We start from the raw sequence: 12,447 nt of genomic DNA, 5'->3' as shown, positions 1-12,447 counted from the left end.
GGGTGGGGATGTAGGGCGGGGCGATGCCCCAGCCCCAGTGGGGCATAGGGGCTTCCAGGGGTGGCTTCGCGTTGGGCTGGGAGTTGGTCAGGGCGATACGTGTTCCCCACTCGATATAGCCGGTGAACGCGGCGCGGAACTCGGGGTCGTCCGGGAGGCCGACCTCGTCTGCGGCGTCCATGAGGAGGCTCACCCAGCGGCGCCGTTGCGGCTCGGTGATCGCCTTGCCGAGGTGCTGGCGGACCATGTGGTGGTAGCCGCCGCGCTCGGCGCTGTAGCGCTCCGGCCCGCGGAAGACCTCGCCCAGCCACATCGCGACGTACCGGGGATGGCCGGAGTCCATGTGCGCGAAGAGCGGACCGATCAGCTCGTCCTTGAGCACCTGCGTGTAGAACGCCTCGGTGAGCCGTTCGAGGGCCTCTCCGCCGCCCGCCCACTCGTACAGGGTCGGGACGGACGAGCCCGTGCCGCTCACCGCCGTCCGCTCGTAGTGCCGCATCTCCTCGATCTGCTTCACGTACGGCTTGATCTCGGTGAAGAACGCCGGGAAGAGCTCGCCGCCCCGGAAACCCTCCATGTGGTCCTCGGCGGAGGTCCACCCGATGCGCAGGATGTAGGACGCGGGGTCTTCGGTGCAGCGGGACAGCTCGTAGTCCACGCACTGCGGAGCGGCGGCGAGGGATTCGGACGCCCGCGCGTAGGCGGCCTCGAACTCCTCCGCGCCCCCGGGGTCGATGCGGTAGCGGATGTATTCGACGATCATGTGGTGCACCACCCGTGCGCGCTGTCGGTGGCGGCCGGACGCCGCGACCGGTCGGGTAATCACTGTAACTCTGTAATCACCCGACCGGAAGCGAGTCCGATCACTCCGCCGGCGTCCCGGACGAGCGCCGGAACCAGGCGAAGCCCCCGCCCGCCAGCACCACTACCAGGGCGGCCAGCCCGATCCACAGCCAGCCGGACGAGCCGTCGGACCCTTGCCCGGCGGCGTTCGTGGCCGTCGGCGCCCCAGGGGACGCGGACGAACCGGGAGCGGCGGAGGCCGTCGATCCGGTGGAGCCCTTCACGGTGAACTTGAAGCTGCCCGTGACCGGGTGGCCGTCTGTGGCCACGACACGCCAGCCCACCGTGTAGACGCCGTTCGGCAGCGTCCCGGAGACCCCCTCGGTGACCTTGTTGTCGATCGCATGCGCCTGGCCCGCCTCATGCCGTCCGCCGGACGCGTCGGTCAGCACGACCTGCGGCACCCTCACCGGGTCCCCGTACGTCAGGACGAGCTTGGCCGGCGGCGCCACCGTCGAGCCCGACGCCGGATCCGCCGACTTCAGCGTCGTGTGGGCCGAGGCCGGCGCGACGGTCATCGCCAGCACCAGCCCGGTGATCACCCCACCCGCCGCGATCCGATGAACCGCGGTCGGACGCCCGGCAGCGGCCGGACGCACCGCGAGCCCCCGGACGGCGGCCGAACGCACCGCTAGACGCCGGGCAGCGGTCGAACGCATCGCGAATCCCCGGACGGCGGCGGAACGGAGGGCAGGCCGTCCTGCCGCGCCGCTCATGCTCGGCTCCGGGCGCGGGTGATGCCGTAGGCGCCGGCGCCGAGGCCGATCACGCCGACCGCGATGCCGATGCCGCCGAGGAGCCGGGCGGTGCCGTCGTCGGCGTCGGCCTTCGGGGCGGGCTTGGCGGCGGCGGTCAGGCCCGCCGAGGCGGGGGCGGCGGCGCCCTTCGCCGTCAGCTTGAGGACGGGCGCCGGATGCTCGGGCTCGTTCTGGCCGTTGCCCGGGTCCTGGTCCCACTTGACGACCTCGCCGCCCGAGTACGTCTGCTCGGCCTTGAAGAGCATCCGGTCGGCGTTGGTGGGCAGCGGGCCCATCGAGACGTCGAACTCCTGGAACTGCCCCGGGTCGATCTTGCCGCCGCTCCAGGTGATCCGGGAGACGGCCTCGGTCAGCTCGCTGCCCTCCGCCTTGATCGGGGTCTTGAGCTTGGCCTTGTCGACCTTCACCGTCCACCCCGGGACAGGACGGACGGAGACGAACGCCACCGCCTGCTCGGCCGGGATGTCCACCTGGACCTTGGTGGTGCCCGCGTCGTCGCGCTCGTTCGGCACCCGGAACGAGACCTTGGTGAACCCGCCCTGCTCGGCGGTCCCGGGGTTGACGGTGACGTGGGCGGACGCGGCGGTGGCGAGGCCGATGACCGACAGGGCGGCCAGGGACGCGACCGCGCCCAGGCGGCGGGCGGGAAGGAGGGTGGGCATGGCGGAACTCCGTTCGAGTCGTACGGGAAGAAGCCGGAGCGCCGTGAGTCGGCGTCCGGTGACGTACGGCGCTCAGATGTGGACGAGCGCCCTCGAACGCGGCGGGGGTCCCCGCCGGACGACCTGGTGCCGGAGCACGCGGCCGATGGCCATGACGGCGTCCGCCGCCGGTACAGGTGCGGTACGGGACGGGCCCTCGGCCGGTTCAACGGCGAGGAGGGCCAGCAGCAACCGGATCGGACGGTCCGCCACCGCGGCGAGCCGCCGGGCCAGCGACCACGCGGCGCGCTCGCCGCGCCGCAGCCACAGCGCCGCGAGGACGGCGGCGACCACGTGCGCGAGCGTCATCGTGGCGCCGGAGCCCTGGCCGTGCCCCGCGTCCAGCGCCGTCGCGTGGTGCCGCATCGGCTCCGTCGCGCTCGCGAACAGCGTGTGGAGCGCGAACTGCCCGCCCAGGAGCCCGCCGACGATCGTCGCCAGCGAGCGCTCGTGCCCGGCCAGCGCCAGGGTGACGGCCAGCACCGCGCCGAACCCCGCGAACACCGCCCACATGGGCACCGCCTCGCGGGACGCCAGGGCGTGCCCAAGGGTCGCCAGCGTGACGCACACGGTGGCGAAGACCACGGCGCGCGCGGCGCGGAACAGCGGGCGAGGGGACGGTGCGGACATGACCGGCTCATCGTCCCACTCCCGGCGGCACATCTGTAGGCACCCCCCGAAAGTGGCCCTGACACGCCCTACATGTTGGGGTTGCACTCATGGGCTCGACTAGATGTAGGGTTCAACCCCGTGCTGGTTCGCCCCCGCCGCTCGCGGCGGGGGCGTCGCAAGAGGGAACCCGGTGCGAGTCCGGGACCGCCCCGCAGCGGTGAGCGGGAACGACCGCCGTCATGAAGCACTGAATCGTGATCCCGGTTCGGGAAGCGACGGCCAGGAGGTCGCACCTTCGTCCGAAGGCGCCGTGCCTGCGAGTCCGCAGACCTGCCCGCACGCTGCTCGTCCAGGCCTCGCGGGTGGACCGGTGGACGGTGCCCGACCTGCCGCCGCGCGCCCGTTCGCACGCCCCCGCGAGGCGAGCTCGCAAGGGAAGAGAGCACGCGACACAGAATCCGGTCGCGCCGCCGGGATCACCCGCCGCCCCAGTCGACATCTCCCAAACGACCACCACACCCACTCCGGCCGATGCGCCCACTCAGCCAGTGCGGTTACCTCAGCCACCATGCCACCTTCGGCCGGTGCGACCACTTCGGCCACCACGCCGCCTTCGACCGGTGCGCCCGCTCCGGCCGGTGCGTCCGCTTCAGCCAGCGCGGTCGCTTCGGCAGCCGCGCCACCCTTGGTCGGTGTGGTCGCGAAGGTCGGCCAGGGCATCGCGGACGAGGTCGGACGGGCCTGCGCCGACGTTCATGACCTCGCCGCAGTCATCATCTGCTGGCTACGTCTCGTCCGCTGATTCTGTTACGACCTCTTTTGGCCGGATCAGCAGGAGTGCGTTACCAGACGGGGCTCGTGACGAAATGGGTGTCGTAGCGGTCCTGTTCGGTGAGCAGGCTGTCGCGGTCGGCTTCGCCTCGGCGGATCCGGGCGACCTGCCGCAGGTAGTCGAACCGTTCGACGCCAGGGGTGATCACGATCAGGGCGTCGGCGGTGCTGGTCGGGGCGGCACGGAAGGCGTGGTCGTGGCGCCGTGGGACGACCAGGAGGTCACCGGAGCCGGCGGTGATGATCTGTGATCCCACGAGCAGTTCGAGAGCTCCGTCAACGATGAAGAACAGTTCGGACGAGCGGTCGTGCCGATGCGGGACTGCGCCGCCGGCGCCGCGGGCGAGCTGGATGCGGTGGGCGCTGAGCGCGCCGTTGCTGGCGCTGGCGTCCGCCAAGAGCAGGTGCCCGATCTCGGGCAGCAGCTCGGCGTCGTGGGCGCGGACGATGACCGGGTCGTGCGGGTTGGCTGCGAAAACAGACATGCGCTCTCCTTGGTAGCTTAGTAGCTACTTAGAATGCTAGCATCGGAGTCATGGGTGATGCGGAAGCCAAGCAGTTCAACGTGTACCTGCCGGTCCAGTTGATCAGGCAGGTCAAGCATCATGCGATCGAGACGGGTATGTCGTTGTCGGCGTTGGTCGCCGAGGCGTTGCGCGCCTACCTCGATGACGTCCACGGGCAGCAAGAGCACTCATCTGAAAGGGAGCGTTGACATGGCGACCGAGGGAATCGAAGCGGTGTTCCTGGAGACCCACAACTGGGGAAAGTCCGCGAAGTTCTTCCAGGCCCTGGGCTTCGAGATGGATGTCACCACCGGTGATGGCTCTGGTGTGTTCCGCAACGGCGAGGGCACGTATCTCGTTGTTGTCGAGGTGCCCGAGGACCGCGAGCCCGGGGTGCAGATCGCGCTGAGAGTGCCCGATCCGGACGGGTTGCGTCCCGACTCCGCCGTCGAGGTGGTCACACCGTTCGAGGACACCCACTACGGGACCCGGGAGATGACCGTCCGAGACCCTGACGGGCGGTTGTGGAGCCTGCAGGCGCCCCCCAAGGGCTGACCGGCATCTGTGACGGGGGGAGATCGAGATGTTGAGCAGTGATCTGCGGCGTGTGGTCAGGGGCCGGGTGCTGGAGCGCGGCGACGACGGCTTCGACGCCGCACGCAGGCCCTGGAACCTGACCATCGAGCAGCCGGTGGCCGCCGTGGTGGAGGCCGAGGACGCCGAGGACGTGGCCGCTGTGGTCCGTTACGCGCGGCGGTCGGGTCTGGCGGTGACCGCCCAGGCCAATGGCCACGACGCCTCGGGCGACGTGGAAGGGGTGATCCTGCTGCGTACCCATCGCCTGGGCGGCGTCCGAGTGCGCGAGCGGGAGCGGCTGGCCCAGGTCGGCGCGGGGGTGAATTGGGGGCAGGTGCTGTCGGAGGCCGGGCCCCATGGCCTGACCGGGCTGGCCGGCAGCTCGCCGGTGGTCAACGTGGCCGGGTACACGCTGGGCGGGGGGCTGTCCTGGTTCGGCCGCAGGCACGGCTGGGCCGCCGACAACGTGCGCGCCCTCGACATCGTCGATCCCGAGGGCAACCGGGCCCGGGTGAGCGACACCGGCGATCCGGAATTGTTCTGGGGGCTGAGGGGCGGCGGCGGCGATTTCGCGCTGGTGACGTCACTGGAGTTCGATCTACATCCGGTGCCGTCGCTGTACGGCGGGCGGGTGATCTGGCCGGATACGCGCAGCGGCGAGGTGTACCAAGCCTTCCAGGAGATCACCGACGAGGCGCCGCCCGAGCTGACCGTCTGGTTCAACCGGTTCGGATTTCCCGGAGCCCCGCCCATGGTGGCGCTGGATCTGACCTACCTGGGCGATTCCCGCGAAGGGGCGGCGCTGGTACGCCGAATCGACAAGATCGACGGCGTGATCAGCGACACCCGTGACGTCGTGGCGGTGGCCGACCTAGGCGCCATCTGCGCCGAGCCGACCTCCCCGGCCCCCGCGGTATCCCGTGCGGAGCTGCTGACCGGCCTGGACCCCGTTCTGGCGACAGAGCCGATCGACCCGCTGATCGCCATCCAAGTCCGCCACCTGGGCGGCGCGCTGGCCGAGCCGGGCCCCGGTCCGGGCGGAGCGTTGCCCGAGCCGTACCTTCTCCAGATGCTCGGCCGCGGCCCGGAGCAGGAGCTTGCGCGCGCCGTCCGCGCCGCACAGAACCAGATCGTCGCGCGGCTCGGCGCCCTCGCCACCGGCCGCAAACCGTACACGCTGCTGACCCCCGAGGAGACGGTGGCCGACGCCTTCCCCGAGCCCGCTCTCACCCGATTGCGTCAGCTCAAGCGCTCCCGCGACCCGCACGGCGTTATCCGTGCCAACCACCGCCTCCTCGCTTAACGGCGACCGCACCGCAGCCCCGACCGTCGGACGGGAGGGGTTAGACGTCGTCGCAGGCGCTGCGGGCGTGATCGCCTCTGAAGCAGGAAGACCCACCCTGCGTCCACACGTCGTCATGCACGGGTAGACCGGCAGCCCTCATCCTGGCGATGGTCCGTTGAACGTCATCCTCGTCGCGGTCGTCACTGATAGGGGGCTCGTAGTGAACGAACCCGCCCAGCCGGACACAGAGCCGGGCGTATTCATCGGTATGCAGGACGCAGGCCCGCAATCCCATCTCCACCTCGAACGACGCGGTGAGACGGAGGTCAGGGTTGTCGGCACGAAGCTTGAGCAGCGAGATCGCTTGCTCGATTACCCTCTGGGCGTTCCTCGGGTGCATGACGTTTTCACACTCAAGGTACTTTGTGAGCTTGTCGAACGTCTCCACAGAGACGTACTTTCTCGGGTCGAAGGCTGGAGCGGAGCCCTCATCCCACGTGATGACTGGGATCATTCGGCTTTCCTTGGACTCTTCGTAAACGGAAATCGGTACGGAGGGCCGTCACAGTTGATCGACGGGCAATGAGGATCTTGTGACGGCCCTCCTTGGCCTCAAGGCCGACGAGACCTGGAGACCCGGTCCCGGTTCATGCTGCGATACCAGGACCATCCAGCCAGGCTCAATAGATCACCCTCTTCCTGCGGATTATCGGATGTGGCTCCGCCCTGACACAGCGGTCAACGGTCCAGGGCGGAGGAACTTAAGGGGCCTCGGCCGGTACTGCGGCGGTCATCCTCAAGACCGCCCAGACCGTTTTGCCGTCGTGTTCCTTCGTCACCCCATGCCGCTTCGCGAGGTGTTCCACGATGCCCATCCCCCAGCCGTGCGGGTCCGGTGCGTCGTCTGGGACCGGTTGCGAGGGAATCGTCAGGTCCGGCTTGCCCCGCTTGGGCCTCTTCGTGGACCGGTCATGGACCTCGATCCTGAGCCCATCCCTTGCCACGAACATGCGCAAGATGATGGGCTGCTCCCCTTTGGCATGCCGGACGGCATTGGTCACCAACTCGTCCGCCACAAGCACTGCGGCTTCGACCGTCGTTGCTCCCACGTTCCACTTGATCGCAGCGGCCTTAACGATGCACCGAACATCGCTGAGCACACTCGGTGTGCTGGCCAACTTTTGACGCAGCGCCAAGGGCACATGAGCCGACTGCGTGGCCTGTGCCCCGTGCAGGGTTGCGGTCATAGTTCACTCGCCTCCGGCCGGCCGGGCGCGGTCGGCCAGGTCGTCCTGCTGCGCCATCAGGCCAGACAGGGTGTCCTTGTTGGCCGCGGTTAGCGTGTCCAGTAGGCGTTCGTCGCCGCGTACCGACTCGGGACGCCGAAGGTGGACCGTCCAGAGTTCGGTGTCAGGTTGCCGATAGGGCTCAGCCCAACGGCCGACCGGCGGCGAGTACCCCGGCAGGGGTTCGGTGTGACTGATACGGGGACATTTGGGGGACCTATCACCGTTCATGGGGCCTGATCGCTTCCATCTGCGCTTCTGTCTGGGTCGTCTGGCACTCAGATTGGCCCCGAAGCAATAGGTTGGGCTATACATAACCCTGGTACTTCGTCAAATACCAACCATGGAGGCTGGCATATGCCCCCTTCTGCCCCCATTGATCCCCGCCCCAGTATGAGAGCCCAACTGGCGTACACGCTGCGACTGTTTCGGGAGATAAGAGGGCTTAGCCAAGACGCCTTGGCCAAGGAGCTGTACACGACCCGCGAGACCATCGCGGCCTACGAGACCCAGCGCAACGCCCCTGACGAGGCGTTTTGCATGAAGCTGGATGAATTCTTCGGAACCAAGGAGCTGTTCCAGGGGCTCTGGCACCACGCCCAACGCGAACACCTTCACGAGTGGTTCGAGGCGTACATGGCTCATGAGATCGAGTCAACGGAGATCCGCAGCTTCCAACCGCTCTACATCCCTGGCCTGCTCCAGACCGAGGGATACATGAGAGCAACGGCCCCCAAGGGACCGGTGGAGGAGGATCTGATCCAGCAGCGACTAGACCGACGGGACATCCTGACCCGGGCCGAGAACCGACCTCACTTCTTCGTGGTGCTCGACCAGGGCGCCATCCTCCGACGTAGCCGGAACGGGGACGTGATGCGCGAGCAATTGCGCCATCTGCTCGCCGTTGGGGAGCTGCCGCAGATACACATACAGGCGGTACAGCTCTCCGACGGTTTGTACCGCGGACTCGACGGAGCGATGGTCGTCCTAACCAAGGCTGACCGGCGCCGGGTCGGGTACGTTGAAGCCCAGTTCGGTGGGAGACTGATCGAGGACCCGGTCGAGGTCACTAGGCTGGGGATACGGTTCGATGAGATCAGGTGCCAAGCATTGTCGGAAGAGGGCACACGGGATCTGATCCAGAAGACGATGGAGACGATGCAAGATGATCCACTGGCGTAAGAGCAGCCACAGTCAAGGTGGTGGCCAGGGTGAGTGCGTCGAAGTAGCAACGAACGTCCCGACCCCCCTGATCCGGGACTCCAAGGACCCTGAAGGCCCGCGGCTGACCCTCGCCCGCGGCGAACTGGCAAGCCTCGTCGGCCAGATCAAGGCCGGCGACCTCGACCTGAACTAGCCGATCTCCAGTGAATCCCCCGGTCATGGCCGGGGGGTTCTTGCCTTTTCGGCTTGTCGGCCTCCGGGAATCGGCTGGTGCGGGTTGTCGAGCCACACGGACTCCCCGGCTGGGCCGACCGTGAGTCCGAACCGCTCATGTTCGGGACGCCCTTGCGCGGCCCACCACCGGTGCGCGGCTTCGATCTCGTCCCACAGCCGACGCGGCCCGCCCTGGTACACCTCTGCCTCGGGATCCTGGTCGAAGTAGACCACCGCCCAGGAGTCGCCGTTCAACTCGTAGAACCAGGCACTGGTCGTTCCATCGTCGTCGTCGGAAATGGTGTGGACAACATCGGGGACGGCGCACCCGATGACGAACTCGGCTGCACCGTCGAGCGTTCGCAGGTCGTCCGGCCGCAAGGAGGTCCTGGACTCGGCGGTGCCCACCGGCCAGGCGTCGTTGGAGGGGATGTAGTCGGTGTGGGCCACCCAGGCGAAGCGTTCGGGACGGCTCTGCATGAACTCGGCCGCGCCGGTGAAGGGCCCGGACGCGGAGCCGTCGGCGTTCACCGTGAGCCGCACGACCGCGCCGCCGTGGACGAACGGCGTACGCCAGGGCGCGACGATCAGCCCGCCGTGGCGCGTCTGGTCGATCCAGGCCGGCGGGATCCGCAGCACCCCGTAGGTTCCTTGCAAGCGGTCGTAGGGCGCCGCTGGCGCCCATCCGGCGGCGCCGTCGCCGGTGATCACCTTCGGATCCACGCCGATGGCGTCCAGGCGGGCTCGCGCGGCCTCGGCGACGCGGGCGTCGAACTCGATCCCCGTCACGTTCGCCGCTCCGGCGCGGGCGGCGAGCAGTCCGGTCGTCCACCCCGTCCCAACGCCGACGTCCAGCACCCGGTGGCCGGGTTCGACGTCCAAGGCCGCGAGCATGCGAACGACCAAGGAGGGCTGGGACGCCGACGAGGTCGCCATCGTTCCCGGCTCGCGGCCGGTGTGGCGCCCGTCGTCCCACTGGGTGACGATCGGCACGTCCGCGTCCGCCCACGCCCGCCAGCCGTCGGGATCCGCCGCCCGGTCGATGGTCTCGTACCGGCCGTTGGACGCGTCCAGAGGCCAGATCAGATCAGGCAGGAACAGGCACCGGGGCGTCGCCTCCAACACCTGTCCCCAGCCCGTACCGCAGAGTGGGAACGAGTGCTTTCCCACCGGGGGCTCCTTCATAAGGGACGGCTTGTCTACCGTAATCGTGTGGTCACCGAACGTCCATGGGCCAGGTTGCCGCGCGATGGCTGGTGGGGGGAGCGGCCCTCGTGGCCGGGGAGACGTTCTGAACTATCCGGTCCGGGTACTCGTTGAGCAGATCGGGGGCTTGGGGGTTGGTCTCCCAGGTGACCATCATGCAGGGCCGAGGAGGAAGAAGTGGCTTCGCTCATCGACCGGATCAAGGTTTTCATGCGCGGCCCTCAGGGGCAGAAGGCGCGGGCGAGGGCGGAGCGGCTCGCCCGCGATCCGCGCACGCAGGCCAAGGCGCGCCGCCTGCTCGCCAAGCTGCGCGGCGGCCGCCGGCACTGAGCCGACCGGTGGCCGGCACTGACCCGGCCAAGGGCCCGCTCCCCAGGACCGTCCTGGGGGGCGGGCCCTTGTATTGCGAGTTGGACGTAACTGCGACTCATTTGCAATAGTGGCTCCATGGCTGACTACACGCTCCCCGACCTCCCGTACGACTACGCGGCCCTGGAACCGGCGATCACCGGCGAGATCCTGGAGCTGCACCACTCCAAGCACCACGCCGCCTACGTCAAGGGCGCCAACGACACGCTGGAGAAGCTCGCCGAGGCGCGCGACAAGGAGCAGTACGGCGGGCTGGTCGGCCTGGAGAAGACCTTCGCGTTCAACCTCTCCGGACACGTCCTGCACTCGATCTTCTGGGACAACCTGTCGCCGGACGGCGGGGACCGTCCGGACGGGGAGCTGGCCGCCGCGATCGACGAGCACTTCGGCTCGTTCGAGGCGTTCCAGAAGCAGCTGTCCAGCGCCACGTCCCTCGTCCAGGGGTCCGGCTGGGGCGTTCTGGCGTGGGAGCCGCTGGGCCGGCGGCTGGTCGTGGAGCAGGTCTACGACCACCACGGCAACATCGGCATGAACACGACTCCCCTGCTCGTCTTCGACGCCTGGGAGCACGCGTACTACCTGCAGTACCGCAACGTGCGTCCCGACTACGTCCAGAAGCTCTGGTCGCTGGTCAACTGGACGGACGTCAAGAACCGCTTCGACAACGCCCGCGCCTGACCGCGCGAGGCGCCCAGACCACGGCGCCCTCCAGGCCGGGATCGTGCTCAGAACCCTTTCCTTGCGGCTTGGAGGGCGCCGTGCCGCCGTACGTACACTTGCGCGCGTGTACTTGCATTGGGAGAACATTCCGACCCGGTGGCACGACAACGACGTCTACGGTCACGTCAACAACGTCGTCCACTACTCGCTCATGGACACCGTGATCAACCAGTGGCTGATAGGGACGGCCGGGTTCGACCCGCTGAAGGCCCCGTCCGTCGCCCTCTGCGTGGAGTCGCACTGCGCCTACAAGGCAGAGGTGTCCTTCCCTGACACGATCCAGGTCGGCCTGCGCGTCGGCAAGCTGGGCCGCACCAGCGTCCGCTGGGAGGCCGTCCTGGGCCGCGTGTCCGACGGGACCGTGATCGCCGAAGGCCACTTCGTGCACGTCTTCGTCGACCGCGAGACCCGCGACCCGGTCGAGATCCCGGAGTCCCTCCGCGCCGAGATGCGCAAGCTGCTGACCGTCTGATGACCGGGACCCGCGCCGCCGTGCTCGTCGAGTCGGGACGGCCCCCGCCGTACGCCGCGTCCCGTCCGCTGGAGGTCACCGACCTGCGGCTCGACCCGCCCGGCCCCGGCGAGCTGCTGGTCAGGGTGGGCGCCGCGGGCCTCTGCCACTCCGACCTCTCGGTCATCGACGGGTCGCGGCCGCGTCCGCTGCCGATGGCGCTCGGGCACGAGGCGGCGGGCGAGGTGGTCGAGACCGGCGGGGGCACCGAGTTCCGGCCCGGTGACCACGTCGTCCTCGCGTTCGTCCCGGCGTGCGGGCACTGCGAGCGCTGCGCGGGCGGACGTCCCGCGCTCTGCGGGCCCGGCGCCCAGGCCAACGGCGCGGGGACGCTCCTCGGCGGCGGGAAGCGGTTCACCGCCTCCGACGGGACCCGTCCGAACCACCACCTCGGCGTCTCCGCGTTCTCCGAGTACACCGTCGTGTCGGCCCGGTCGGCGGTGAAGGTCGACGCCGACCTCCCGTTCGACATCGCCGCCCTGTTCGGCTGCGCCGTCCTCACCGGCGCGGGCGCCGCGTTCTACAGCGCCGCCGTCGTCCCCGGCGACAGCGTCGCGGTCTTCGGCCTCGGCGGCGTCGGGCTCGCCGCGCTCCTCGCCGCGAAGGCCGCGGGCGCGTCCACGATCGTCGCCGTCGACGTCGTCCCGCGCAAGCGCGACCTCGCGCTCCGGCTCGGCGCCGCCCACGCGGTCGCGGGCGGCCCGGACGCCGCCGCCGAGGTCCGGGAGCTGACCGGCGGCGGCGCGGAGAAGGTCATCGACACCACCGGCGTGGTGCCCGTCCTGGAGCAGTCGTACGCGGCCACCCGCGCCGGCGGGACGACCGTCACCGTCGGCCTCCCCGCCCCGGGCGTCCCGCTGGCCCTC

General features: G+C 69.3%; 17 protein-coding genes and 1 riboswitch. Of the genes, 9 read left to right on the top strand and 8 right to left on the bottom strand.

Going from position 1 to position 12,447, the window contains the following annotated elements; all coding sequences use genetic code 11:
- The 5 genes from E1298_RS35330 to E1298_RS35310 form a co-directional block, all read right to left on the bottom strand.
- Positions 1-763, bottom strand: a 763-nt coding sequence (locus E1298_RS35330) for a group II truncated hemoglobin (protein WP_131901136.1), incomplete at its 3' end; no start/stop codon positions are given.
- 100 nt (positions 764-863) lie between these two features.
- On the bottom strand, positions 864-1,502 hold the full coding sequence (locus tag E1298_RS35325) for a copper resistance CopC family protein (protein ID WP_243726005.1): 639 nt from the start codon (positions 1,500-1,502) through the stop codon (positions 864-866).
- Positions 1,503-1,555: 53 nt separating this feature from the next.
- Positions 1,556-2,263, bottom strand: coding sequence for a YcnI family copper-binding membrane protein (locus E1298_RS35320; RefSeq protein WP_131901134.1), 708 nt, complete (start codon positions 2,261-2,263; stop codon positions 1,556-1,558).
- Positions 2,264-2,335: 72 nt separating this feature from the next.
- Entirely contained in the window at positions 2,336-2,932 is a 597-nt protein-coding gene (locus tag E1298_RS35315) for a hypothetical protein (protein ID WP_131901132.1), read from the bottom strand.
- Positions 2,933-3,039: 107 nt separating this feature from the next.
- A riboswitch (cobalamin riboswitch) is annotated at positions 3,040-3,266 on the top strand.
- 490 nt (positions 3,267-3,756) lie between these two features.
- A complete protein-coding gene (locus E1298_RS35310; RefSeq protein ID WP_131901130.1) occupies positions 3,757-4,230 on the bottom strand; it encodes a cupin domain-containing protein in 474 nt (157 codons plus the stop codon).
- 50 nt (positions 4,231-4,280) lie between these two features.
- Here E1298_RS35310 and E1298_RS35305 point away from each other — a divergent pair, with 50 nt between their 5' ends.
- From E1298_RS35305 to E1298_RS35295, 3 genes are read left to right on the top strand one after another with little or no spacing between them, the layout of a single operon-like run.
- On the top strand, positions 4,281-4,460 hold the full coding sequence (locus E1298_RS35305) for a ribbon-helix-helix domain-containing protein (protein WP_131901128.1): 180 nt from the start codon (positions 4,281-4,283) through the stop codon (positions 4,458-4,460).
- Position 4,461: 1 nt separating this feature from the next.
- Positions 4,462-4,806 (top strand): VOC family protein, encoded by a 345-nt coding sequence (locus E1298_RS35300; protein WP_131901126.1) that lies wholly within the window; start codon positions 4,462-4,464, stop codon positions 4,804-4,806.
- A gap of 28 nt (positions 4,807-4,834) precedes the next feature.
- Positions 4,835-6,130, top strand: a complete 1,296-nt coding sequence (locus tag E1298_RS35295; RefSeq protein ID WP_131901124.1) for an FAD-binding oxidoreductase — start codon at positions 4,835-4,837, stop codon at positions 6,128-6,130.
- A 40-nt stretch (positions 6,131-6,170) separates the two neighbouring features.
- Here the strand turns inward: E1298_RS35295 and E1298_RS35290 are convergent, their stop codons facing one another.
- Positions 6,171-6,626, bottom strand: a complete 456-nt coding sequence (locus tag E1298_RS35290; RefSeq protein ID WP_131901122.1) for a hypothetical protein — start codon at positions 6,624-6,626, stop codon at positions 6,171-6,173.
- A gap of 247 nt (positions 6,627-6,873) precedes the next feature.
- Positions 6,874-7,359: an ATP-binding protein gene (locus E1298_RS35285; RefSeq protein WP_131901120.1), complete on the bottom strand. Its 486-nt coding sequence runs from the start codon at positions 7,357-7,359 to the stop codon at positions 6,874-6,876.
- 432 nt (positions 7,360-7,791) lie between these two features.
- On the opposite strand from E1298_RS35285, the gene E1298_RS35280 reads away from it, so the two are divergent.
- Together E1298_RS35280 and E1298_RS35275 are read left to right on the top strand one after the other, a co-directional pair.
- Entirely contained in the window at positions 7,792-8,580 is a 789-nt protein-coding gene (locus E1298_RS35280) for a helix-turn-helix domain-containing protein (protein WP_165975828.1), read from the top strand.
- On the top strand, positions 8,564-8,755 hold the full coding sequence (locus tag E1298_RS35275; RefSeq protein ID WP_131901116.1) for a DUF397 domain-containing protein: 192 nt from the start codon (positions 8,564-8,566) through the stop codon (positions 8,753-8,755). Before E1298_RS35280 ends, E1298_RS35275 begins: the two co-directional genes overlap by 17 nt.
- Positions 8,756-8,778: 23 nt before the next feature.
- On the opposite strand, the gene E1298_RS35270 is transcribed toward E1298_RS35275, so the two are convergent.
- Complete coding sequence (locus tag E1298_RS35270; protein WP_207945028.1) at positions 8,779-9,945, bottom strand: methyltransferase domain-containing protein; 1,167 nt, start codon at positions 9,943-9,945, stop codon at positions 8,779-8,781.
- A gap of 213 nt (positions 9,946-10,158) precedes the next feature.
- On the opposite strand from E1298_RS35270, the gene E1298_RS48695 reads away from it, so the two are divergent.
- The 4 genes from E1298_RS48695 to E1298_RS35255 form a co-directional block, all read left to right on the top strand.
- The gene (locus E1298_RS48695; protein ID WP_165975827.1) at positions 10,159-10,311 is read left to right on the top strand and encodes a hypothetical protein; all 153 of its coding nucleotides are present in this window, start codon (positions 10,159-10,161) and stop codon (positions 10,309-10,311) included.
- Positions 10,312-10,428: 117 nt separating this feature from the next.
- Positions 10,429-11,028, top strand: coding sequence for a superoxide dismutase (locus E1298_RS35265; RefSeq protein WP_131901112.1), 600 nt, complete (start codon positions 10,429-10,431; stop codon positions 11,026-11,028).
- 106 nt (positions 11,029-11,134) lie between these two features.
- Positions 11,135-11,542 (top strand): acyl-CoA thioesterase, encoded by a 408-nt coding sequence (locus tag E1298_RS35260; RefSeq protein WP_131901110.1) that lies wholly within the window; start codon positions 11,135-11,137, stop codon positions 11,540-11,542.
- Positions 11,542-12,447, top strand: a 906-nt coding sequence (locus E1298_RS35255) for an alcohol dehydrogenase catalytic domain-containing protein (RefSeq protein WP_131901108.1), incomplete at its 3' end; no start/stop codon positions are given. The genes E1298_RS35260 and E1298_RS35255, both read left to right, overlap by 1 nt.

It is taken from the genome of Actinomadura rubrisoli (assembly GCF_004349215.1).
GTDB classification, from domain to species: Bacteria; Actinomycetota; Actinomycetes; order Streptosporangiales; family Streptosporangiaceae; genus Spirillospora; species Spirillospora rubrisoli.
The sequence above is the reverse complement of the archived record's forward strand: the minus strand, read 5'-3'. Positions and strand labels throughout refer to the sequence as shown.

Excerpts from the sequence above, each read along its gene's own strand:
- E1298_RS35325 (WP_243726005.1), bottom strand. The coding sequence starts at position 1,502 with ATGCGTTCGACCGCTGCCCGGCGTCTAGCGGTGCGTTCGGCCGCCGTC.
- E1298_RS35320 (WP_131901134.1), bottom strand. The coding sequence starts at position 2,263 with ATGCCCACCCTCCTTCCCGCCCGCCGCCTGGGCGCGGTCGCGTCCCTG.
- E1298_RS35315 (WP_131901132.1), bottom strand. The coding sequence starts at position 2,932 with ATGTCCGCACCGTCCCCTCGCCCGCTGTTCCGCGCCGCGCGCGCCGTG.
- E1298_RS35310 (WP_131901130.1), bottom strand. The coding sequence starts at position 4,230 with ATGTCTGTTTTCGCAGCCAACCCGCACGACCCGGTCATCGTCCGCGCC.
- E1298_RS35305 (WP_131901128.1), top strand. The coding sequence starts at position 4,281 with ATGGGTGATGCGGAAGCCAAGCAGTTCAACGTGTACCTGCCGGTCCAG.
- E1298_RS35300 (WP_131901126.1), top strand. The coding sequence starts at position 4,462 with ATGGCGACCGAGGGAATCGAAGCGGTGTTCCTGGAGACCCACAACTGG.
- E1298_RS35295 (WP_131901124.1), top strand. The coding sequence starts at position 4,835 with ATGTTGAGCAGTGATCTGCGGCGTGTGGTCAGGGGCCGGGTGCTGGAG.
- E1298_RS35290 (WP_131901122.1), bottom strand. The coding sequence starts at position 6,626 with ATGATCCCAGTCATCACGTGGGATGAGGGCTCCGCTCCAGCCTTCGAC.
- E1298_RS35285 (WP_131901120.1), bottom strand. The coding sequence starts at position 7,359 with ATGACCGCAACCCTGCACGGGGCACAGGCCACGCAGTCGGCTCATGTG.
- E1298_RS35280 (WP_165975828.1), top strand. The coding sequence starts at position 7,792 with ATGAGAGCCCAACTGGCGTACACGCTGCGACTGTTTCGGGAGATAAGA.
- E1298_RS35275 (WP_131901116.1), top strand. The coding sequence starts at position 8,564 with ATGATCCACTGGCGTAAGAGCAGCCACAGTCAAGGTGGTGGCCAGGGT.
- E1298_RS35265 (WP_131901112.1), top strand. The coding sequence starts at position 10,429 with ATGGCTGACTACACGCTCCCCGACCTCCCGTACGACTACGCGGCCCTG.